Source organism: Candidatus Poribacteria bacterium (genome assembly GCA_026702755.1).
GTDB lineage: Bacteria > Poribacteria > WGA-4E > WGA-4E > WGA-3G > WGA-3G.
In genome coordinates, this window is the sequence record JAPPBX010000046.1 from 1 (window position 1) to 22,110 (window position 22,110).

20 protein-coding genes are annotated in these 22,110 nt (G+C 46.7%); 2 read left to right on the forward strand and 18 right to left on the reverse strand.

Going from position 1 to position 22,110, the window contains the following annotated elements; translation table 11 throughout:
• The 5 genes from OXH39_08705 to OXH39_08725 form a co-directional block, all read right to left on the reverse strand.
• Positions 1-539, reverse strand: a 539-nt coding sequence (locus OXH39_08705; GenBank protein MCY3550529.1) for a hypothetical protein, incomplete at its 3' end; no start/stop codon positions are given.
• 5 nt (positions 540-544) lie between these two features.
• A complete protein-coding gene (locus tag OXH39_08710; GenBank protein ID MCY3550530.1) occupies positions 545-1,471 on the reverse strand; it encodes a VWA domain-containing protein in 927 nt (308 codons plus the stop codon).
• Positions 1,472-1,531: 60 nt separating this feature from the next.
• Complete coding sequence (locus tag OXH39_08715) at positions 1,532-3,415, reverse strand: ABC transporter substrate-binding protein (GenBank protein MCY3550531.1); 1,884 nt, start codon at positions 3,413-3,415, stop codon at positions 1,532-1,534.
• 213 nt (positions 3,416-3,628) lie between these two features.
• Positions 3,629-4,519, reverse strand: a complete 891-nt coding sequence (locus OXH39_08720; protein MCY3550532.1) for a DUF4159 domain-containing protein — start codon at positions 4,517-4,519, stop codon at positions 3,629-3,631.
• Positions 4,520-4,717: 198 nt separating this feature from the next.
• Positions 4,718-5,992 carry a sigma-54 dependent transcriptional regulator gene (locus OXH39_08725; protein ID MCY3550533.1) on the reverse strand — a complete coding sequence of 425 codons (1,275 nt, stop codon included), beginning with the start codon at positions 5,990-5,992 and terminating at the stop codon, positions 4,718-4,720.
• A gap of 334 nt (positions 5,993-6,326) precedes the next feature.
• On the opposite strand from OXH39_08725, the gene OXH39_08730 reads away from it, so the two are divergent.
• Together OXH39_08730 and OXH39_08735 are read left to right on the forward strand one after the other, a co-directional pair.
• Entirely contained in the window at positions 6,327-6,749 is a 423-nt protein-coding gene (locus OXH39_08730; GenBank protein MCY3550534.1) for a transposase, read from the forward strand.
• A complete protein-coding gene (locus OXH39_08735; GenBank protein MCY3550535.1) occupies positions 6,704-7,198 on the forward strand; it encodes a transposase in 495 nt (164 codons plus the stop codon). The genes OXH39_08730 and OXH39_08735 overlap by 46 nt, the downstream gene beginning before the upstream one ends.
• Positions 7,199-7,817: 619 nt before the next feature.
• Here OXH39_08735 and OXH39_08740 read toward each other — a convergent pair.
• The 13 genes from OXH39_08740 to OXH39_08800 form a co-directional block, all read right to left on the reverse strand.
• Positions 7,818-8,411 carry a sigma-70 family RNA polymerase sigma factor gene (locus OXH39_08740; protein ID MCY3550536.1) on the reverse strand — a complete coding sequence of 198 codons (594 nt, stop codon included), beginning with the start codon at positions 8,409-8,411 and terminating at the stop codon, positions 7,818-7,820.
• 26 nt (positions 8,412-8,437) lie between these two features.
• Positions 8,438-9,208, reverse strand: coding sequence for an FkbM family methyltransferase (locus OXH39_08745; GenBank protein MCY3550537.1), 771 nt, complete (start codon positions 9,206-9,208; stop codon positions 8,438-8,440).
• On the reverse strand, positions 9,201-10,118 hold the full coding sequence (locus OXH39_08750) for a lysylphosphatidylglycerol synthase domain-containing protein (protein ID MCY3550538.1): 918 nt from the start codon (positions 10,116-10,118) through the stop codon (positions 9,201-9,203). Before OXH39_08750 ends, OXH39_08745 begins: the two co-directional genes overlap by 8 nt.
• Entirely contained in the window at positions 10,115-11,116 is a 1,002-nt protein-coding gene (locus tag OXH39_08755; protein ID MCY3550539.1) for a glycosyltransferase family 2 protein, read from the reverse strand. The genes OXH39_08750 and OXH39_08755 overlap by 4 nt, the downstream gene beginning before the upstream one ends.
• Complete coding sequence (locus OXH39_08760; GenBank protein ID MCY3550540.1) at positions 11,097-11,615, reverse strand: glycosyltransferase family 4 protein; 519 nt, start codon at positions 11,613-11,615, stop codon at positions 11,097-11,099. Before OXH39_08760 ends, OXH39_08755 begins: the two co-directional genes overlap by 20 nt.
• A gap of 15 nt (positions 11,616-11,630) precedes the next feature.
• A complete protein-coding gene (locus tag OXH39_08765) occupies positions 11,631-12,338 on the reverse strand; it encodes a glycosyltransferase (GenBank protein ID MCY3550541.1) in 708 nt (235 codons plus the stop codon).
• A 12-nt stretch (positions 12,339-12,350) separates the two neighbouring features.
• A complete protein-coding gene (locus tag OXH39_08770) occupies positions 12,351-14,042 on the reverse strand; it encodes a glycosyltransferase family 39 protein (GenBank protein ID MCY3550542.1) in 1,692 nt (563 codons plus the stop codon).
• Positions 14,043-14,051: 9 nt separating this feature from the next.
• The gene (locus OXH39_08775; GenBank protein MCY3550543.1) at positions 14,052-15,059 is read right to left on the reverse strand and encodes a hypothetical protein; all 1,008 of its coding nucleotides are present in this window, start codon (positions 15,057-15,059) and stop codon (positions 14,052-14,054) included.
• Between the two features lie 68 nt (positions 15,060-15,127).
• A complete protein-coding gene (locus OXH39_08780) occupies positions 15,128-16,309 on the reverse strand; it encodes a hypothetical protein (GenBank protein MCY3550544.1) in 1,182 nt (393 codons plus the stop codon).
• A gap of 662 nt (positions 16,310-16,971) precedes the next feature.
• A complete protein-coding gene (locus OXH39_08785) occupies positions 16,972-18,402 on the reverse strand; it encodes a DUF1573 domain-containing protein (GenBank protein ID MCY3550545.1) in 1,431 nt (476 codons plus the stop codon).
• Positions 18,399-18,989, reverse strand: coding sequence for a hypothetical protein (locus OXH39_08790; protein ID MCY3550546.1), 591 nt, complete (start codon positions 18,987-18,989; stop codon positions 18,399-18,401). Before OXH39_08790 ends, OXH39_08785 begins: the two co-directional genes overlap by 4 nt.
• Positions 18,986-20,368, reverse strand: coding sequence for a multiheme c-type cytochrome (locus tag OXH39_08795; protein ID MCY3550547.1), 1,383 nt, complete (start codon positions 20,366-20,368; stop codon positions 18,986-18,988). The genes OXH39_08790 and OXH39_08795 overlap by 4 nt, the downstream gene beginning before the upstream one ends.
• A gap of 274 nt (positions 20,369-20,642) precedes the next feature.
• Positions 20,643-22,043: a phosphodiester glycosidase family protein gene (locus OXH39_08800; GenBank protein MCY3550548.1), complete on the reverse strand. Its 1,401-nt coding sequence runs from the start codon at positions 22,041-22,043 to the stop codon at positions 20,643-20,645.
• Between the last annotated feature and the right edge of the window lie 67 nt (positions 22,044-22,110).

Below are 22,110 nucleotides of genomic sequence, written 5' to 3' on the forward strand. Positions count from 1 at the left end.
AGACTCATTTTGTTAATCATAATTCGCGCAAGCGTTTCACTCGGTGAATCGGGTGTCAACACGATGCGCGCCCGCGGATTGCTCAAACTTGGTATTTGAGGGACCCCTCGCTTATACGCAACAATCGCATCTGCCCCTTTAGATTCATCAATCACGAGGACAATTGAACCTGGAAACTCGCCGATAACGCTCCCCGCCTTGAGGTAGGCATCGATGGTGAAAACTGCCATCTGAACCTTACCGCTTTTCAGGGCGCGTGCCCTGCCTACATAGTCGGCTTTGTCGTCAACGAACGAGAGTTTAATGCCTTGCCGGTCGAGCAAGTTCTGAACAGCCGGAGAGCGGAGTATCGCGTACCCCGGAAACGAGTCGTGCGCCACTTTGATAGTGTGGGCATACCGTTGTGTGCTCGTCTCTTTGACGAGATCCCCTCGAAGCCACGGTTCAACAACAAACTTGTAAGCTAACCCGCTAATCCCGATGATAATGAGCCAGCTTGCTACTGCGATGATTAGGCGTTTTTTCTTTCCAGCGTCCATAGTTCCTATTTCCTACTTCTGAAAACCAAGAAACCTGTAACGGCGAGCACAATTAGAATCATAACGAACCATAGAGTGCCTTGGTTTTCATCGGGTCGCTGTGGTGTCGGAGTCTTTCTTGGTGTTGTCGTTTGCGACGGCGTTGCTTCTATATGCTTTACAGCAATTGACGTATTGCTGGGCGGCGTTGTAAGTCGCTGGATCAAATCAGCGGCAATCTCCGATGAAAGTGGGGCAATATATTCAAAGGCATCTTCTCCACCAAGGTCTGTTCCCGTATCGTCAGTTTCAGCGAGGATCTGCGACACTGCTGCCACCAACTCGCCAGGGTTATCTGCCTTGCGATAGCTATCTACGACATTTGCCAACATGTGATCGGTTTTCATATCTACACCGATCACGTCAACGCGAATCTGTCGATTGAGGATTTCAGGTGTATAGTGCTTGACTTTGTCGGCATCCGAAGCCTCACCGTCTGTGACAACTAACAACCGATAGTTTCCGTAGTTATACTGTTTTTCTCGTTGTTCAAGGAGGCGATTTGCACCAATTCGGATGTATTTCCCTAAGGGCGTATTCCCACCGGGTTGCGGTAGATGAATGGCTGCTGTCAGTTTTTGGGTGTCCTTCGGTCCCAATGGATATACCCATTCGTTACGGATGTTGGCACCACTAAACACTAATAATCCGATATATGTATCATCCGGAATTTTCGAGAGAACTTCTTGTAGTGCTGCCTTCGCTGCTTCCATCTTCGATTTCGTCCGATCTCCACTAAATTTGTCCTGCATTGAACCGGAGGCATCAAGGATCACAATGATGTTATCTTTATGGATGTCATCGTCAGCACTGCAAATCTGGAGACCAAAGATGAACAGACTCAATAGGAGAATAAATCGCGTACCGGAACTGGCAATTCTAATAAATTTCATAAAAAGACCCTATCCGGGAAGTGGTTGTCAGTTTTCAGTGGTTCTTGTAACCGATAACTATCAAAAATCAAAGTCGGAGACTGCGACGGCTTCTGCTGAAACTTTAATCAGTGCGAATTCGACACGTCGATTTTCTGCTGCTTCAGTCGGGCTGGTCGGCTTTGCAATAACGGGTTCCTTGATTCCGACGCCTACCGGCACAATCTGGTCGGGATCGATACGTGCGTTTTTGCGACGTGCGTAGGTGATAATCGCCTGTTTAACGGCTTGCCCGCGCTGCTCGGAGAGTTTCAGTGCAGCCCGCATCACTTGATAGGGACTCTCAATGCTGCTACCATCGTCAAACTTCTTCTGCTGGACCAGTCGAATCAGGTTTCCAGTATCTTCCAAACTAAAAGCCTTACCGTCCATAAAATATTTATAATTACCTCGGGTACCTGTCCGTTTCAAAATACCTTTTTGGAGTCCTGTTTTCACTAATACACTCAATGTTCGCGAGGGGTCGCTGTGTCCTTTGATGGCGATTGCAGCATTCCCGTATTTAGAAGCGAGTTCAACAACCCTGTCAAATTCTTCTTGGTATTCGGTATCACTAAAAGTGTCTTGGTTTGCCTTGAACTGAATTGTAAACGAGATAAGCGTCTTTTCATCAAGTACTGCGTCTTCGTTGAACGATTCAATTTCAGCGCGGACAGTCTCTTTTTTGAAACGTGTTTGTTTCAATTGTGTAGGCGCTGTAACAGTCGTCGTCAGTAAGTTCTTAAAGGTTGACGAGTTAAAATCTAAATCGGAGGGAATCAGGGCATATCGCTGTCTCGCAAATCCCCAGTTCACAGCCATATCCAGACCTGCTTTATTGAAGCCTTCAAAACCGGTAATCGTATTACTCGGATCGTTAAAGAAAGCGATATTTCCGGGTTGCCCAACAAACGTGCAATCCGCGATTAAGCCGTGCGCATCCTCTTCAAGCGTTGGTAACACTTCTTTACCGTAGATGTTTTGCATCATCGTCAGGAGCTGCGTGTATTTTGCGGATCCGCTCGCTTCGTAGGTTTTTTTGAGAGCCACGACCTCTTCGGCACCCTTGAGATAACCGGCAAAGAAGCGTTCAACAAACGGTTTGTAAGCGTCATAGAAATCTTTGCGGCAGGCGTAAACATCGGCAATAGACCGAGAAAGTGTGGCGGTACTGACAACAACCGATGCGCCTTTGACAGTGCCTTCGGCACCTGTGCCAGTATTCTCGGGACCCCCTGTCAATCCGATCATATCGGGCGTTATTACAAAGCAGCCTGCGATAGTTGCGTCATTTCGGAAGCGTTCTGCGGGTCCGTTCGCACCTGTTAGTTCGTCCACCCAAACAATTTCCACCTGTGACTTTGAAAGACGGGCGGTTTTTAGCATATCATAGAGCATTCCTACGTGCGGTCCCCCGTTTTGGATAGCGATCTTTTTACCTCTGAGGTCAGATATTTTGCGAATGTTAGAACGCCCAACGAAATGATCGCCTGCCGACCAAGTGAGCTGTCCAAAAACGACCGGTTTTGTACGGGCATCTTTTCCCACGGCTTCGCTTGCTTGTGCGATCATTCTGAATGTGCCACGCAGAAACGGGGATTTGCCTGAGAGATAGTCGCGGACCTGCTGCTGAAAATTATCACCCGGCACCAGTTTGAGATTCATGCCCAGTTCCGCCATAATCGTTCCGGGCTGAGTCGTCAACCCGCCGTTGGCATGGAAGAGTGCTGCTTCACCACCCCATGTGATATATGGCACGACCAACGGGGTTATTACTGTTACCTCTTCAACCGGAACAGGACCGACCGCATCTGAGAATCGTTTTTGCGCGTTGGCGTAAGGGGCAAAAACGATGAACAGCGTTACGAGACAAAACACCGGACATTTCAAAAGATGCCAGCAAACTGATCTATAATTCGTTTCCATGATTTTCCTCCGCGGAAGTTATATGATTGCTATCATCGTGATAGCGTGCTTCCACTTGTTAGTTTTCAGTTGTTGATCGTCAATTATCAGTCTCGTTTGGGGGGCGATAGCAATTTCTTTATGTTCCACATATCCATTGGATCCTGGCAATTACAAAAGGTGTACCTACATCCAAAGTTAACTGAAAACTGATGGCTGAAAACCGATAACTACTTACCGTGTTAAGGCATACGCGACAACATTCATTCCTTGTTGAAATGCCCATTCTTGTTGCGCTTTATGATCAGGTTCGCAAATTCTACCTTCCCACGCACAATTCAGGTCGCTCGGACAGAAATAGACAATCACGCGATCGTCGTCCATGATTGCCTCGTCGTAATCGGAAACACCAGGGATGCGTTTATCGCCACCGAGGTATTCATCGTGGTGGTAAAGCGTCCGATAAATCGGGTGGCTCATCTCCAGGCGTTCAAATTTCTTTTCGGGATAGACCTGTCGCATCATCTGGTAGACGTGCGGACGCAAGCCGCCGCGGTAATTGTTGAGGCGGGCATCACAATCTTCGACGTGGAGAAAACCGCCACGTTCAAAGTAATCTCTCAACTTTCGGATCTGTTCAGGAGAAAGTCGAATCCCGGTATGTCCCGTCATAAAGAGGAACGGATAGGCGAATAACCCCTCATCGTCAATGTCAACGTATTGTGGATGCTCGCGCACTTCAACATCAATCGTCGTATTTTTAGCGAGCTCTTTGGAGAACTGCAAATCCGATTGCCAGCGATAATAGTTGACGATGTTCGTATACCAATCACCACCCGGGTACTTGAGTCGTACGAACGTGAACTTCTCGCCTGTCGGATTCATCTCAGGATAATGATGTTCGATTTCCCCGTATCGTGTGCCGTAATGGACATCTCGCACAGCATCGTAAGGAATGTATTCTCGGAACCCACCTCTGAACTGGGCATCTGCAGGCAGAATCACCTTACCTGCGGCGAGCGCGGAGGCAGCAAGTCCAACAGATCCTTTGAAAAAGGAGCGTCGCGACAGACGGTTCTCATTTTTGTAGGGTTTTTTGGGATTGTTACTATTATTGAATAACACTGTACGCATCCTCCTTCCATTTTTTTTAATTCTACCACAATCCTCTGAAATTTTCCAACAATATATGTCTGGGAGTATATAAAGTTATGTAAACATTTCAAAGGGACAGATCCACCTACACCGCCGCTGGCGAAGATTGTATCCTCGCCCCTATAGTGCGCAAGTAATTGAAGGATGTCTTGCAGTTTGGAGAGTGCGCTAAGAAACATTATAGTTTTTTAACCTGCTCCTCAGGGTCTGCACATTTATGTCCAAGACACTCGCTGTTTTGGCACGATGCTTGTCCATCCACTCTAAAGTTTCCAGGATATACACCTGCTCTATCTCCTTCAACGTCCGCCCGATGCGAAAGGATACCGTGGGGCCTTCTTCGCCGTCAGAATGTTCTTCGGGTAAAGGTACCGGGTGCGCGGAGTCCTCCTGGAGGAACTGCGGTAAGTGCATCGGTAAAATAGTGCTGTCTCTGGCAAAGTGGAGTGCGTAGATTATGCTACCTTCCAGTTCTCGGATATTCCCGGGCCAGTCGAAGCCTTGGAGTAACGCGAGGGCTTGTGGACTTATACTGCCTTTCTTTTCAACTTGGACTTGGTTGTGTTTCTTCAAAAAGTGTTCTACCAACGCGGGGATGTCCTCCCGCCGCTGACGCAACGGTGGCATAAGGATATGAAGTGGCTTTAATCGCTGATAGAGGTCTTCGCGAAACCTATCCTCTTTAACCGCTTGCGCAAGGTCGCAGTTGGTAGCCGCCACAACACGGACATCCACCGGAATTTCTGCTGTTCCACCGACGCGTCTAATCTTACCTGCCTGAAGTACGCGTAACAACTTGGATTGAAGGTGCTTGGAGAACTCACCGATTTCATCCAGGAACAGTGTCCCACCTTGTGCCGCTTCAAACATGCCACTACGTTGTGCCTCCGCGCCGGTAAACGATCCCTTCTCATATCCAAAGAGTTCAGTGTCCACCAGCTGCTCCGAAATCCCCGCACAGTTAACGGCAAGGAATTTTTTCTTTGATCGGTTGCTTTGTTTGTGCAATGCGTCTGCTACCAGTTCTTTGCCGGTTCCCGTCTCGCCGGAAATAAGCACCGTTGTTGGAAATTTCGCAAACCTTTCAATCATGTGCAGAACCTTAACAAGTTCTGCACTCTCACCGATAATGTCGGCGTAATCCCCTTCCAACATCTCTCGTTTCAGAGGCATCTCCGGTGGAAACAGGGTGCCTGCGTGTTCTTGTGAATTTTCTGTCGTATTATGCACCCTGTCAAGGTGCTGCGCTGCTACCTGAAGAGTTAGCACTGTCGCCTCCGGTGCTGCGTTGAGCATCTGGCGAAGCACCTCACTCCCCTTGGGGGCAGTGGAGATTTCATAACCCTCCTGTTCAAGGAGATTCTGTAAATTCACCCCTATATTTGAGGTATCTCCAACAATAAAAGTATGGGTCTTGGTTGGGTTTTTCGTTACTTTTTTCATCTTATTCAGTTGCCATAGTCATCTGTCCAAGTTTGATCAAGTGGTCAATGGGATTTACCATAAACGCACGCTCAGGTTGTGCAGGAGTCAACAAAACAAATTTCCATTTCACGAACGTGCTGTTATCATTTTTTAGGTCAAGCCCTATGATTTAGTTTGTCAGATGTAGACGTGCCTCCTTCTTTTTTTTGACAAAAAATTCAATATATGAAGTCATATTGAGTAAAACATAGAAACGTTGTAAAATAGGGGAAGAAAAGGTTTTGTTTTATGTCCCTTTATTCCACTTTTGACACCCCTTACTTTATGACCTTACTTTATGAAAGGTGCTCTTATGGCAAACGCGTCTGAAAAGTCCCCGAGATACAAAGGTATTCCGAAGCAAGTTTCGCGTAAGGATTTTAATCACTATATCTTGCCACATCTGAAGAAATGCGTCAAAGGTCCAAAGCCGAAACTTTCTTTCTACAAGATATTTAACTATATCCTCTATGTTTTGCATACAGGTATTCAATGGAATCAACTCCGAACCCGACGCAATGAACTGCATTGGTCTAATGTGTATAAATGGCATCGTCGCTGGTCAAAAGATGGCTCGTATGAGAAACTTTTTCAGGCATCTGTCATCCATTTGCTTGATACGGATCAACTTGATACGACCCGCCTTCATGGAGATGGGTCAAACACCGTCGTGAAAAAAGGGGTGATGGTATCGGATACTCCGGACACAAACATCAGAAAGGTGAAAAAGAGGTGACGATCACCGATAATCATGGGTTCATCATAGGACCGATAACGATCAAACCCGTCAACCGACAGGATACAACACTTTTGCCTGAGGTCTCCTTCAGCGATATAATCGCCTTTAGTAAACGGATCGGCATGGATCTTTCAGGTGCTGCTCTGACGCTTGACTCAGGGTTTGATTCTAAGGCGAATCATCACCTGATTAGAGAACATGGACTGACCCCCGTGATTTATCCCAACCGGCGGAATGCTAAAGAACCTATCGTCATTGCGCGCATGTTTCGCTGGTTTAACAAAGAGATATACAAAGACCGATATAAAGTTGAGCGAACTTTCGGCTGGCAGGATACCTATCGAAAACTCGCACTGAGCTACGATAAACTCAAAGAGACTCGGTTAGGATTTCGTCATCTCGCATATTCTATGATTAACTTTCGTATAACTTTCAACCATTCATAGCACTTACTCGCTATGAGTTCTATAGTAAAACCCATAATTATTTGGACATTACGAGGGCAGGATTACAACCCCACCAGCGGCAGTGACGGTTCTGTTCACTGAGAAACTGTCTACATATTTTCGGGCTTTAATATAAAACTTTTGGATCGAAAACTTGCATAACGGGGAAAGATATGGATTTTAGCCCAAAAATTGAACTTGATTGGATCGATTCCGATTAAGTATGGAACGTGATGTCCTTTAATTATTAAAGACACAATTTTGAGTGAAAAGGGTGCATAGCGTGAAAAGATTGAGGACTCTAAGGTTTATTTGGTGAGACGCGCTATGGTCTTTTGCCTGTTTCTCGTAGATGTATCACTTTACCAGGCATCAAACCTGAGGAACAGAAGGATAGGGAACCTTCCCCCCACGTTTCTACCCTTCCAATCTTCCAGACTCCCAATTATAATAAAGCCCCAAAATATGTGGATGGTTGCTTAATGAACGAAACCCTCACAATCGCTGGCGAGAATTGTATCCTCGCCTCCCCGCAATGTCCAAATAATTGTAGATTTCACTTACTTCCACAAACAAACGATGAGATTTTGCGTCCGTCCTAAATATGGTGGTTTCTCTGCTAAGAGGTGAGCCAGGGGATGTGTTGGTTTTGCCGATAGGGCGTGAGCAACTCTCGGAGTTGATGGTGTGCTTTATGCAAGTGCGTTTTCACCGTGCCCTCGCTTCGTTTGATGCGGGTGGCGATATCTTTGATAGGGAGTTCCTCAGCGTAGCGCAGCAGAAATACACGTTGGCGGGTCGGTGGTAGGTGCGCAATAGCATCTCGAAGTATTTGTCGCAGTTCCTGTTTTTGGAGGATGTCACCAGGGTCGGAGTGCGTGTCTGTGATGCGACGTTCATCTATAGTGTGAAGGGGAGCAATGTCTTGTTCCGCCTGTTGCTTCCGCTGAAAGTCGATACAAATGTTTCGGGCGATGCGGTATATCCATGAATAGAACGCCGAGTCACCGCGGAAGGTGTTGATGGCACGAAACGCCTTTAAAAACGTTTCCTGGGTCAAGTTTTTTGCGATTTCGGGGTCTTGAACCTGTTTTTGGATGAGAGTATAGATGTGATTTTGGTATTTGGTGACAAGGGGGTTAAAGCTTTCGGGGTCGCCTTGTTGTGTACGAGCGATGAGTTTATGCTCATTTATATGTATTGTGTTGTTCAAAGAATTCTCCTAATTTGCGAGTGTGTTTATTCGGTTGATAACTTCTCTCTAAGCACACCACGGAGTTCTTCCGGATTCTGTGCGTCAATTCGGTAGCCTTGTGTCTCTAATACTTGTCGAATAAAAGCTTTACCTTCTTGACAATGATGCTCCACACTGAGGAGCATCGGTTTTAGGTGCCAAGGGTATGCCTTCAAAATCGGCACTTCTGCGCCTTCAACATCTAAACGTAAGAGGTGAATGTGTTTGTGGTTTAGTGCCGAAATCAGTGTCTCAAGCGAGACGGTAAAGAGTTTGAAAGTTACTGTGTTGTCAATCATATCGGTATGAAGGTGTTTCGTCTCTTCCAAGGCGAAGCGATTGACAAAAAGGTTACTAAGTGGACCTATTTCCATACCCATTGCGCTAAACAGTGATGCCTCGCTGATTGCCGCATTGATGAAAGTAAGTCGGTGTAAAAAGGGTCTGAGTTTTTTGTTTCCTATCGTTTTTTCAACGAGCGCGCAGAAGTTGCGCGGGTGTGCTTCTACGAGATAGCCGTGCCAATGGCCCTCTTTAGAGAGCCACGACTCGGGAAGGGAACGCAACGAATCGGTCCGGCGTTTCCTCCGTGCGGTGTCCCGCCAATCGTCTCGAATAAGGTATGTCCATTCTGCTTTTGATCCTGTTCCAATTTCCACAAAAATATATGTGTTATCCGTGGCTGCATCTGTTTGTCGGACAGGGTATCTCTGTTTTACCTTTGAGAGGCATCTGAGAACAACCGTTTTTATCTCTTTTTTAATGTGATTATACATGTCTCTGCCTATAGTAAAATCCGAAAGCAATACTGCCTGCGAACAGTTCGCTGCTCAGCATCCAGAATCGAGAGAGGAGAGCGACCAGCATTGCTGTTGTAGAGGGTAGACACAACGTTAGCAAAACACTCAAAAGACTTTCTCGAACACCTAACCCGCCGGGGGTTATCAGACTAAGGAAACCGATGCTCCACGCGAGGGAGTAGACACTTGTGAGTCTGAAGAACTGGTGGTACTGGAGGGGATGTATACTTTTGATAAAAAGAAAAAAGGCGATTCCAAAGTAAATCCAGAGAAGAAAATAAGTGGCGACAATATGGCGCATTCCTGAAATGAAAAAGAGTGTGCGTATATATTTTTTAACGATTTTCGGATTTCTAAAAAAGAGCATGAGAACAACTGTGCCGCCACCAATCAAAACTGTGAGTCCTATGAGAAGTGTATTCTCCAGATGCAAACCATAGAAGTCGTTGTGTAAAATGGGAGACATCAAGACAGGCCCACCAAGTGCTATTCCAAGCAGACACTGAAGGGCAAGCCCTTGTATGGTACTCACAATCGCAGCGGTTTTTGAAAGTCCGAGGGGTTGACACAAGGCGATAATGCCAACAAACTGCCCGACTTTGCCGGGGACGTACTTGCCAAATTGTGTGAGTTGGAAAAGTGTCCAACTCTTTTGAAAAGATGCAGACTTTTGGGCTGCGGAAGCATAAAGTTTTCGCCATGGGTAAACCAGCAAAGTTTGATAAATGAAAAGTAAGACCAGTGAAAGCACGAACCAGAAGGGTTGGAACACGACCACTTCTTCTTTGAGCTCTGTCAGCGAAGTGTAAAGTTGCTTGAACAGAAAGCAGAGAATCGCCAATGCAATTAGCAATCTTCCATACTGCAGCAACCGCGAGGGGGTCATGTTTTAGTTTTCCTTTTGGTCCCGAACGGCGCGTGTTCAGTATCCGTTTTCTCCTGGATCACGCGTCGTTCAAGTCGGGAGATGAGTCCGATAACAAGTTCACCCAATAACCCGATAGAGAAGAATTGGATGCCCAGAATTATCATCAAAACGGACAACATCAGCAGCGGACGGAAACCGACACCACCTTCCACCATCCACAAAACAGCGAGGTAGAGTCCTATCAGAATGCCAAGAGAGGCAACCAAACCACCAATGGTGCCGAAAACATGCAGGGGGCGTTTGAGATATTTCGTTAAAAATAGCACGGTGAAGAGGTCAAAGAACCCTTTCGGTATCCGCTTGAACCCATACTTAGAAATCCCAAACCGCCTCGGATGATGTTTCACCTTCACCTCTCCAACCCTATAACCTGCTTGATGTACTAATATCGGGATGTATCGATGTAGGTCGCCGTAAAGATGCAGTTCTTTGACAACTTCGGCACGGTAAGCCTTGAATCCACAGTTCATGTCGTGAAGTTTCACCCCTGTGGAGAACGTAGTGACACGATTGAAAACGAAAGAGAACGCCCGTTTCTCCAGTGGGTCTTTACGCGGATATTTCCAGCCAGAAACAACATCATAATTCCCGTTATTGAGAGTTTCTAACAACTTCGGTATCTCGTTCGGATCATCTTGGAGGTCTGCGTCCATAGTAATGACGATATCCCCTGTCGCTGCGGCGAAGCCAGCCATGAGTGCTTCCGCTTTACCTTGATTGTGTTTGAAATGGATAACATGCACCGGCAAGGGGTGTGTTTCCATCGAGAGGACATCTAAGATCGCTGCTGTTGCGTCCGTGCTGCCGTCGTTGATAAAGATAACCTCGGCGCAATGATAGGTGTGCGTTTTCAGAGCAACTTGAATCTGCTCCAATAGAATAGGGAGTGATTCTGCTTCGTTATACGCCGGTATGACTATCGAAAGTTGCGGGAAATCACAGAAGGTTTTTAACATTGCGCTGATACACCTCCTTTATCTGTTCAATCACCTTGTCCCAAGTGAGTTCGTTGAGAATTCGTTCGCGCCCTGCCTGTCCAAACCGCTGGCGTTTTGATTTGTCTGTGAGCAGGGTAACGAGTGCCGCTGCTAATTCTGCGACGTTTCGCTCCTCTACCAAAATCCCTGTTTCTCCATCTTTGACGATAATAGGAATGCCGGAGATATCGGAGGCGACGACGGGTTTTCCACACGCCATCGCCTCGAGAATGACATTCGGGCAACCGTCCACGTTGCCCTTCGGGTCAAAAACCGCAGGGAGTGTAAAGACATCGCAGAGATGGAAATAAGCAGGCACTTCAGAACGATTAATAGTGCCGGTGAACCTGATGTTTTTTGAAACGTTGAGTTCCTTCGCCACTGTTTTCAATCTACTCAGGTCAGTCCCATCACCACCGATGATGAGGGTAACATTCGGAACCTTTTCTTTTACCAGGGGGAGTGCTTGAATCAGGATGTCAAACCCTTTTTTTTAAACAACGCGTCCTAATGCGAAAATAATACCATCGTCTTCTAAAATTGAAAATCTCCTTCGGATTTCTATATGTTCTTGTGCCTTTAGTGGAACGGACAAAAATGCCTCGGGGTCTACGCCGTTAAGGATTAGACACCGCTTCGCCTCGGGAACACCCAGTGCTGCGAGTTCTGGCAGAAATGTGGGTGTCACGCTTGTCGTCATCTCGGTGTGTTTCAACACCCAAGTTGCTATCCATTTGAAGAGGCGATTCTGTTTGGCGATGAACATATCGGAACCTTGCATCGTAATGACTAAAGGTAATTTGTACACTTTACACAGGACTGCACCGATGAACCCGTTGGGTAAGAGCCAAAACGCGTGAATTAGGTCAAAGCGGTGCTTGCGATGCAATCGGAACAGGTGCAAGATGCCGGATAAGAACATGAACGGCGCGAGCAGATAGACATATTTTTTCAGTTCACAATCATTGACGAGTGTATTGGAGTATCCCAACCGCTGCAGCCGCCGTGGAAAAAAGTAGCGATACGTCTGTAGGTTCACGGTGTGGTCTGCTAAGGTACGCGCGAACCTCGGCGTATCGGGTGTGAGCACAGTGACATCAACCCCCTCTTTCTGAAGCGTCTCTGCTGTGGATTCAACAAAAGGTGCTGTTGTGTCATTGGGAAAACAGGGATATGTATGTGTAAGCAAACAAACTTTCATCCAATTCCCCTCCTATTGGACTCTGTAGATCCAGACGTGGTCAATGCCATTGAGGGCTATGCGTGCCTCCAGTTCGCCATTTAGTGTGCCTGTTTGTGGCACATATCCAATTTGTGAATCTCGAATATAAATGACTTCATAATTGATGGGGTCCCCTATTCCTCTATCAGTGTGGTGTGTGAAGCCCCGAAAATAGTGTTCCATAAACTGGGCGGATAATGGAGAAACGAGAATTCGCATGCGATGTGCATTTGGTTTCTTATTGAGATATTTTGCGGCGAGGTCTAAGCCGGAGGCTTCACCGACAGTAATAACTTGGGTGATGTCTGTTAGCTTCCAACAGAGATTATAGTAGGTACCGTAATAAGGGTGGAGTGCGAGGACAGGAAACACTTGAATAAAAAATAATCCGATACATATAATAACAACCAGAGCATTTTTGTATGAAGCCGTTTGCTCTGTTCTAAAGTGTATGTGGAGTGCATTATAACTCCATTTGAGTCCCTCCACAAATCCAATAGCCGCGAGGATTTCCAACATTGGAAAAGCGGGTAACAGGTACCGACTAAACTTTTTATTTGTTACTGAAAGGGAGAGCATGAAAAGAAAAACTCCGGCAGCGAGTATGAGTGCCATCTGAAACTGGTATGATGTCTCCTCGGAATATTTCCGCCGTTTCCAAAGTAGAAAACATCCGAGCAGCGCGAGGGGAAGCATCAATGGTGTGCTTTTGATAGTAAGCACGAAAGGATAGAAGAGCCAACCCGGGTCGTTAACGATTTTTCCTAAAAAAAAGTGTTCGACTTCATGCGGTGTGGTGACTGCCCAGTTAACTCTATCAAAGACGAGCCAGACACTTTGTGCTGCCCGTACACAGATGAGCACCAGTCCGGCAAATGCGGCAATGAGGAGTCCTATAGGACAGCGTTCCTTTTCCACCCCTCTGAATAGCAAAAAGGTAACTCCGAGAAGGCATAGGGTCAGTAGTCCGAAAATGGGTGTCCAGAAAAGGGGCCAGAGTGTGAGAACGGTAAGGACAGTGCAGTTGATGAAAGCAAGCATCTTTGCGATGTGTGTCCAAAAGCCACCAGTCTGTTTCTTCCGAAAGAGGACCAGACACAGCGGTACCAAGGGGAACAGAATCAGGGCGGAACTTTTGGAAAGTAATGCGAGTCCAAAGGTGACACCTGAAAGGCTGAGATAGCGGTGGTCCTGTCGGTTTTGGCAAGAGAGTAGAAATAGAAGTACCGTCAACAGAATAAAAATTGTGGCGAGTGCGTCTGTATGGACGCGGCGTGCCTGTGCCAAAAAGAGGGGTGAGGTAGCGAGGCACGCGAATCCAGCAAGTGCTATCCACTGTCCAAAGAGTTTATACAGTAAGAAACAGGCTATGCCGATACCTGACCAGACGACAACGCCGACGAACCACCGGGCGTGAGCGAGGTTTGGGATATCTATGCCTGGTTCTGTCCAAAAGGTACGAAGTCCCGCAAGCCACATCGTTGTTACACCGGGATGGTAGGCAACGAGGGTTTTGGAGAACTCACCTTGCTTGACAGCGGACATGAATTGCGCGCTTCGATTGAGCCAGCGCGCTTCGTCGCTACTCCAGTGTGCGTCTAAGGAGAGAAGACGGGGGACACCCATGATAAAAAAGAGGCATCCAATGATAATGATGAGCAATATTTTTCGCAGAATCAGCATACCTGACACCTACTTCTCCAAGGTTATAGGGAGATCCTTTTGTTCAATTGGGATATTGAAAATAGCGCGTTGCACTTGTATCCTGTACGTGCCATACGGCTGCAGGCGTTTGACAAGTGTGGCTTCTGGGATAAGTGCCTCATTCATAATTAATGGCACCTCAGTTACGGGAATGTCAGGAAAGACTTCAGAGATGTCGGGTGTACCGGTCCATTGCTGAGTCACTGTTTTGGGGAACCAGATGCCCGGTTCGTATCTCGCAAGCTGATAGGTGGTATGAGTCCTTCCGAGAAAAGGTCTCCTCTCAAAATTGCGGGTGCCGTCAGGGTTGAGTGTGAAGGTTTCGTGGATACCTCGCTCGTATGCTATCGTCCGTGTGGCGTGGTAGTCTTTCTGTGGATCTATCCAGATCTCGTATGTTGTGTTTGAGTCAAGCCTATCTTTGCCAGGACGGTATAAGCTAAGTTTGAGGTGAGGGATGCCGTGGATTTCGACGTTTTTTATATCAACAGTTTTGTAGCGGCGAAAGAATCTTTTTAGGCCCTCTGGTGGTAAGTTCCACCATTGCGGATTGAATCCGTCTTCTAAGAAGGTTGAAGGCATCTTCCGGGGCGGGTGTTGTTTCCACTCGCTACCGATTTTCTCCCAGACATACAGCGTTTTTTCTTTTACCAAATATTGATGATGAATGTCTGTCCACTCCGGAAGGGGGAATCTGCTACCGAGTTCCATTTTTTTACGTGCCTTGACATCATAAAATTGGTGTTCTTCATCAAATTTATAGGTGATTTGCCAGTGTCCCTGTTCTTCATAGTTCGGTTTTGTACCGAATGGAATTGGGGATTGTGTGACAGCATGAATCGTGATAGTGAATTCAACTTCGCCGCTTTTGAACTGGGACGCATACACATCAACTTCTGTCTTGAGTCGTTCCAGTAGTTGTGTTGCTTCTGCGTCCATTGCGGGGAGGTTCGTTAGCGGGGCACTGCTGATCTTCTGCTCTATAAATAAGAGCATTACTATGAACAGAACGGAGAGAAAAGGGAAACAAAATCTTTTTTTGGGGGAGGTAGAATTGAGACGCATTAGTTATTTTCCTCCGGAACTATAAAGGATTCTCGGGTACGGCGGTCATACACCCTCGCTCCTGGTGGTGGTTCAATTGTAAAGTGGTATGAGGGGATATGTTCGTTTAAGCGGACGTTTGTCATAGAAATGGATTGGGTCAAGATATCGGTTTCTACACCGGTTGTGGAGTCAATAGCGGTGATCACAGAGGACGCGGAGACAGGGAACCAGAGGTCAGGGGCGATTTCTTGAAAATCATACTCTTTTATGATACTTCCCATAGGTCCTTGAAATGTAAACCGTTCGGGGCGATAACTTTTCTCTGGATTCACCCACAACTCCGCAGTGCCATCTGCAACGGTGCCTGTTATGTAATAGTTTTGACTGCTGCTCTCGTCAATTTGAATATTTTCGATATTGAAGGAATCAATAACATCAACGAGAGACTCTGTGGTGCCTGTGAGGTTCCAGCCCCAGAAGCGAGGATCATCGACGGAGGGGTATGCAACGTCGGTGCGGCGTTCAAGGCGGAATCCGTTGTTGTCTTCGCGAAGTATTTCAAATGTTTCACCGTCATATGCGAATTCTGTTGTAGACTGACTTGTGTGCGGAGCATTGCCTGTTTCGCCGCCATTGTAATAAGTCATATCTTCGGTGATTGTGGATTTGAAGTCGTTATTAGAGAACTCAAAGGTGCCATATCGGGTGCCGTTGGGACCGCGAGGGGTACCGGGAAAATCGATGCTGGACGATTCTACCATGAACTCAATACTACCGCTTTCGACGAGACTATCGTAATAAGAAACACCTTCTCGGACAATTTGAAGCATTTCATCTTGCGTAAGTTCTGATGTATTTCCAGTCGCTTGTTGTCCGGTTTCTTCGCCGTTGTTTTCAGATTGACTTTGTTCTTCAAGGGTTTCAAGAAAGTCAATTGCCTGTCTCACTTCTTCGGTATCTTCTGGTGTTTCGGATATCGTGTCGGTTTCCTCTTTAGGTGCAGCAGGTGTCTTTACTGTCGCTTCAATATCTGGATGTGGTGCCGCGATGGGCATTTCAGGAGACTGTGTTGGTGCCCGTTGTGACACGTTAGTTACGAGTATGGTGTTGGTGCTGTCAAAGGTACGCCAATAGAGAAACGATGCCACTAATAAAATAACGATACAGATTACGGCGATGCCGACTTTGTTTTTCAACATTTGATTTCTCCTTTGGATCGAGGCGAGGTATATTGATCTACTGTTTGATTTTTCCGCACGCACGGAAAAGCTTTGACAACTTTATCATCACCTCGCCACAGTAGTCGTTTTGAAGGTTAGGCGAGTCGCCTCGCCTAACTCAGAATAAAACAGTTGGTCTCGATTTAGAAACTCTAACAGATGGTCACGGTAGGCTTGGTATTTACTTGCCACGTATATAGCAATTCTTTGGAACCAGCAAGAAAAGAAATGCAGCCCAATGATGTCCTGTACCATTGTCTGTACCCACACTCGCTATTACGCCAACCATAGTAACAATCCCGAGAGGAACTCTTTCCACCACATTTAGGATGTGATCCGCCATAGTCTCTGTAGCTCCCGGTATCATTTCTCTTACAGCCAGTAGATGGGCATCTGTGAGCATCGGGAACCATTGTCTGGCAGGTCCCAGCACCTTGTGTTGCGAGCATTTCTATTTCGCTAAGGGCTTGGAACGTGGTTTCGGTGTTGGACTCCACTTGTAGCAGAGTCAGTCCTGCTATGAGCGTGAGCAGGAGTATTGCGAAAACTGTTAATTTCATAACAAGATTCTCCTTTACTGAGCATTACACTCGGACGTTTTTCTTGTTTTTTTGCACACTGAACTGTGTACAAAAACCTTTCTATTTAACAACAATACCGAACACTGGCACTTTAATAAGGCGATTTTTCGGGTGGTTTGTGTGTATCCGCACCTCGCCTTTTAGGATGCCTGTCGGTAGCCGCGGTGGCAACGTTAGCTGCAACTCATAATGATTTTCGTCTATGAGTGAGTGCGCCTGAACGGTGCCGACATCGGTTTCTACCTTTTCAATCTGGATGTTGGTATCGCTCTGGTTACGAAGTACCACCGCTTTTGTATTTCCTTCGGCAGCTTTGATGCGTCCGAAGAAAAATCGGTTGGGGGTCAGTGTATATCGCTGGTTTACTTTCCCTGAAATTGGTAAGATAAGTGTCTTTGTTTCTCCGCTATCTTCAACGTAATGCACGGTGAGGGTTTCGTTAATCATTACGTCTCTCGGCAGCTGTTCCTTTTCAAAATAGAGTTCTATGTTTGCCCTGCGCCACGGAGGAATGATGGTGTTGCTGCGGAGAACAGGCTGAATCCATTTCTGTGAACCCTCAATTCTCTGAATCTTCACCGCGATCTCGTTGAGGTTTTGGAGATCAACAATTTTTTTGAGAGTGGAAGTACCCGTCCCACTGAGCGATAGAGTTTCAGGAGTAAAGACGAGGGAAAATTCGCGAATGAGCCCCAAAGAGATAAAGATGTAAGGGCGTTTGGGGGTATCTGTCTGAATCTGAATTGTGGTGAAAAGAGAACGGTTCATGGCTTGCGCGTCCCAGTTGACATCTAAAGTGGTAATACCGCCCGCTGGAATAACGTCTGTCTGTCGTTTGGCGACGGCACAGTTGCAATCGGCAGCGATGTTGAGGATTTTTAGAGGGGCATTGCTACGGTTTTGGAGCTGTACTGATATCTGGTATTCTCCTGCTTTCCCCTTTCCGAAGTCGTGTAGCATGGGGGTAGCAGATAAAGCGGAGTGCCATCGCCGTTGCTGCTTTTGTGAGAGGGTGAGGGTTTTACCAGTCCAGAACTCCAGGAAGCGATCGCGTGAGACAACAGTGGCTGTATTATATAAGGTGTTGTGGGGCGTGTCAAAGAGGCGCACCCATTTGGGAGTGGCGTGCTCAACGACGACAAAGTGCCCGACAGCACCATCAGCAGCCGATGGGTCCTTAGCAAATGTGGTTTTGAGATGGGCGATGACAGGGGTGTCAAATGTCTGCATTTGTGTGTATGTCAGTTTTACGCCTTGCAACTCAAGCCCTATTTCTTTGGCACAATCAATGAGTTCTGCAAAACTCGCCACGCGATTGCCTTCCTGTTTTTCTTTGAGGACAGTGTCAGTTTTATCAAGGGATACCTCAATACCCAAGATTGTGGCGAGGTGGTAGAGGCTGGTAGCACCACAAGCATGCTTTTCGTCTACGGCGAAAGACAGTTGTAGCGTAAACAAGGCGATAAGTAAGATGCTGACAAAAAGTTTCATGATTTCACCTCTGTTTCGGGGTTCTTCGGACCACCACCAAAAGGTGATGGTGAAAGATTAATATATTTCTGTTCACCGTCTTTACCGATGTAACTCACCTTACGTGCCTCAATACGTGTAATCGTGAATTCTTCTAAGAATGTGTCGCCTGTTTTAACGATGAGCCTTCGGTATTTTGGGTGGTTACTTTGCAAAACGGCGGTATTCTTCGCAGAATCCGCATATACCATTGTTCCGACGAGTTCAAGTTTAAGTGTCCATTCGTATTTGCGATAGCCAAGCGGACGGAAGAGATTATTGTTTACGATGGTCTGGCAATAAGGCGGCAGTTTCACAAAAGTGCGGCGGGGCATCCTTCGGATTACTTTGCGCTTCGGTGCGGGTTTGTTGAGCTTTTGATAAAGCTGCTGCCGCAGCCGTTCTTGAAGATACGGATCTGCCTTGAGTTCTATAAGCGTGGCACCCTCTTTTTCGAGCAATTCTTGTATTAATTTTGGCGGTGTCTCATCGCTATTTCCAAAGGTCGCACCACTGATGGAAATTCCCAAAGCACACAGAAAACTGAGGATTCTTAAAAATAGATTCATCGGTGCTTCTCCAGTGTATGGACAATTTTTGGGAAATACACGTTTAAGTCAAACTTCGGACTATTCTCCACAGTATGGCAGACAAGACACGTTGTCTCTGTCACTTTACCATAACCTATGTCAGTTACCTTTGAAACCTCGTTTTGTTGTTGTTTTACATGTGTACTGCCAGCACCGTGGCAATTTTCACATCCTACGTCAAGGTGATTTGGTGTTTCTTCAACGGAAAGAAAACCGGTGGAGAACCCAAACCCGACGGTATGACAAGTTAGACAATCCGGATCGGTTTCATGTCCTGCGACCTCCAAGGTATGATATGCGTGTGCATGTTTGGTTGCCTTCCACGATGTCCACTCAGTTATATGACACGTTTTGCAAGTGGCAGTCCCGACAAACTGTGGACCTGTTTTCTGTTGTGTCCGAGGCACTGACGCTGCGGAATTTTCATCCGTTATCATTTGTTGATACAGTGCTAATAAGTCTATCATCCGCTGCGAATCAGGAATCTGTTCGTCTAACAGATGCTGTTGTGAGTCCTTAACAACTGGATGTCCGGTGATGTCCGAATGAACCTTCACACTATAGATAGATTTTCCTTTAGTCCCTGTGTTCACGAACTGATGATCAGATGCTGACAACGGTAACCCCTCGGTGTTGTCATTGCTGACTACTATAATACTTAACCTCGGCAAATTGTTTCGCAGTTTTGATGCCTCAATGGACGTTCCATTAAAAAGACAGACAATAATGTCAGCATTCTCAGTTAGTTCGGGTATTAGAGTATCCAAAATAGTGGTGGGCTCCAGAATCCGCAAATCGGTGTTCTTAGCATAGACTGCGTAACTTGGCGAAATAAGCCCAACAATGGCGATTTCAACGGCATCATCTGGCAATTGCACTGTGTGCAAAAGGTAAGGTATAAACGCCGGAGAAGTTCCTTGATAAAGGTTCGCACTTATTAACGGAAGTCGGTTCCGTTCTGAAAGAGCAGTGAGCTGCGCTGTGCCGAGTTCGAGATCACGCTCTCCGATATTATAGGCGACGTATCCCATATCTGCTAAAGCGAAAAAACCTATGTCTGCTTTGATTTCAGATTGTGGTAAGGCATCTTGTATTAGATTACCATTGGCAATAGGCACGATTGTGTTTCCATGCGCGCGAAGCTGCTGTAGAAAACTATCTCGCCTCGCGATACCTCCAAGTTGTCCTTCAGCACATCCACACGGTTCAAGGTAGCCTAATTCCTGACCGCTGATCACCAAGGTAAAGTCAGGAGGAGGTTCTGTTGTTGCTGGACGCATTGATGTTGAACTCAGTGCCAACAGCGAGAAATATCCAATCACGGCAAAAATCGGTAAAATAAAGAATACTTTTTTCAACAAGGTCACCTCACACCCTATTTTAATCTATTTCAATTTCGCATTAGGCGTTCCATAATTAACCCATAGCTAGCAAGTTTCGTGCCAATGTGAGAAACCGCACTGTTACGGGATAGAGCCGTTTTACAATAGGGTAAAATTTACCGAATAGGGTAATTTTTACCTGTAGAATTGGGTAAAATTTACCGATCGGTGTGTGAAGTTACAAGAGGGCTGAATTCGGTTGGTAAGAAGATTTCTATATATTCTTAATGTTGAAAAATCAAGTATATTCTTAATGTTGAAAGATCAAGATCGCATCTGAAATTGCGCGTCCTTGTTGTCTCGGCATCGGACGAACCCGACGATTCCCACGAGCAGACCTCGTATTCCGCCCTGCTCGCACCTTTTCTGGTGTTGGTCTGCCACGTGAAACCCGTTGCGGTTGATCTCCTTCTGGTTTCGGTTTGCCACGCGAGATCTGTTGTGCTTTATCCCCAGGACGAGGCTTGGTGGAGTCCTCCTGCTTGACACTCACGATCTCGTCCCGAATTACTAACATTGATGAACCACCGCCATCAAGATTAAGCGCATCCGTTGCACCCCATTCCAGAAAGAGTTCGGCAAGCCGCGGTAGCATAACACCGCGTCGAACACCTGCTCCTGCTGCCGTTATTGTCACGAAAAGGAGCGTGCCATCTGCCTTTTTACCGACTGCCGTGCGCGGGTGCCAAAAACTGTGAAAGGCTTGGTCAAACCCTTCACGCTCGTAGGATGCCGTTGAAGGCGCGAACCCATCCTGCAATAGCAACGGACCGCCGCCGATAATATGTGTAAAACTTGCCCATAAATCGCTGTCCCCAACGCGTTCAGGGATGATTGTCTCACGAATCTGAACTGAATCACCTTCTGCTGTATGTGATAAGAGTTCACCGCGCTTCCTACCGCTTGCAGAGAGGACATAACCATCTGCAGGGATACGCGAACTGCCCTGTCTATTGTTTATGCCGGTCACTTCATCATTTCTCACAACGACTTCTGCGCCATCCGGCATTGTCAAGGTCACTACGTGAAAATGCGGACGATAAATGACTAATTCATTTCTGCCACGGTTTCGATTCATGCCGTCAATTGGCAATGTGTTTCCATCCGGTAAGACGAGTTCCTGTCGTAGAGCAATCCTGTCAATGTACGCTTCGATTTTTCCGTCAATAGTTCGGAGTCCGATCACTGCTCTGCCTTGTTCCGGTTCGCTGACCCATTCTCCATCAATTTTCAGCGCGCCGACAGACTCTCCACGGAACGTGCCTGACATCTCAAAGAAACCACCATTTATCGCTGCGAGTGCCTTGTGTCGCCGCGCAAGCGATACCAACGATTCTGTGCCGATACCCGCACTCAACGCTCGGTATGGACGGATGTCTACCGCGTCTGGTGATACGGCAAGAATATTCGTCAGCACACCGTTGTCTTGTATCTGTCGGTGTACAATTCCTCGCGCAACGGATTTTGTCACATCCGTCCGTTCGGGATCCGCAAAAGAACGGAAATAATCGGTTATTTTGCTGAACTGGACTGTCTGTCCCAACCGAATACCGATACCGAAGATCAGCAGAAAACCAATTATTGTCCATGTGCGCGGATAGCGTCTGATGAAACGGAAGCATCGCCGTCCTAAGTAAGTAATATCAAACATCTTTTTAACTATTGGGTTTCTGAGCTGCCCTCCGCTACGCTTACGGGCAGGTTTTTGATTAATTTGA

Coding starts and splice junctions, on each gene's coding strand:
- OXH39_08710 (MCY3550530.1), bottom strand. CDS start 1,471: ATGAAATTTATTAGAATTGCCAGTTCCGGTACGCGATTTATTCTCCTA.
- OXH39_08715 (MCY3550531.1), bottom strand. CDS start 3,415: ATGGAAACGAATTATAGATCAGTTTGCTGGCATCTTTTGAAATGTCCG.
- OXH39_08725 (MCY3550533.1), bottom strand. CDS start 5,992: ATGAAAAAAGTAACGAAAAACCCAACCAAGACCCATACTTTTATTGTT.
- OXH39_08730 (MCY3550534.1), top strand. CDS start 6,327: ATGGCAAACGCGTCTGAAAAGTCCCCGAGATACAAAGGTATTCCGAAG.
- OXH39_08745 (MCY3550537.1), bottom strand. CDS start 9,208: ATGTATAATCACATTAAAAAAGAGATAAAAACGGTTGTTCTCAGATGC.
- OXH39_08750 (MCY3550538.1), bottom strand. CDS start 10,118: ATGACCCCCTCGCGGTTGCTGCAGTATGGAAGATTGCTAATTGCATTG.
- OXH39_08755 (MCY3550539.1), bottom strand. CDS start 11,116: ATGTTAAAAACCTTCTGTGATTTCCCGCAACTTTCGATAGTCATACCG.
- OXH39_08765 (MCY3550541.1), bottom strand. CDS start 12,338: ATGAAAGTTTGTTTGCTTACACATACATATCCCTGTTTTCCCAATGAC.
- OXH39_08770 (MCY3550542.1), bottom strand. CDS start 14,042: ATGCTGATTCTGCGAAAAATATTGCTCATCATTATCATTGGATGCCTC.
- OXH39_08775 (MCY3550543.1), bottom strand. CDS start 15,059: ATGCTCTTATTTATAGAGCAGAAGATCAGCAGTGCCCCGCTAACGAAC.
- OXH39_08780 (MCY3550544.1), bottom strand. CDS start 16,309: ATGTTGAAAAACAAAGTCGGCATCGCCGTAATCTGTATCGTTATTTTA.
- OXH39_08785 (MCY3550545.1), bottom strand. CDS start 18,402: ATGAAACTTTTTGTCAGCATCTTACTTATCGCCTTGTTTACGCTACAA.
- OXH39_08790 (MCY3550546.1), bottom strand. CDS start 18,989: ATGAATCTATTTTTAAGAATCCTCAGTTTTCTGTGTGCTTTGGGAATT.
- OXH39_08800 (MCY3550548.1), bottom strand. CDS start 22,043: ATGTTTGATATTACTTACTTAGGACGGCGATGCTTCCGTTTCATCAGA.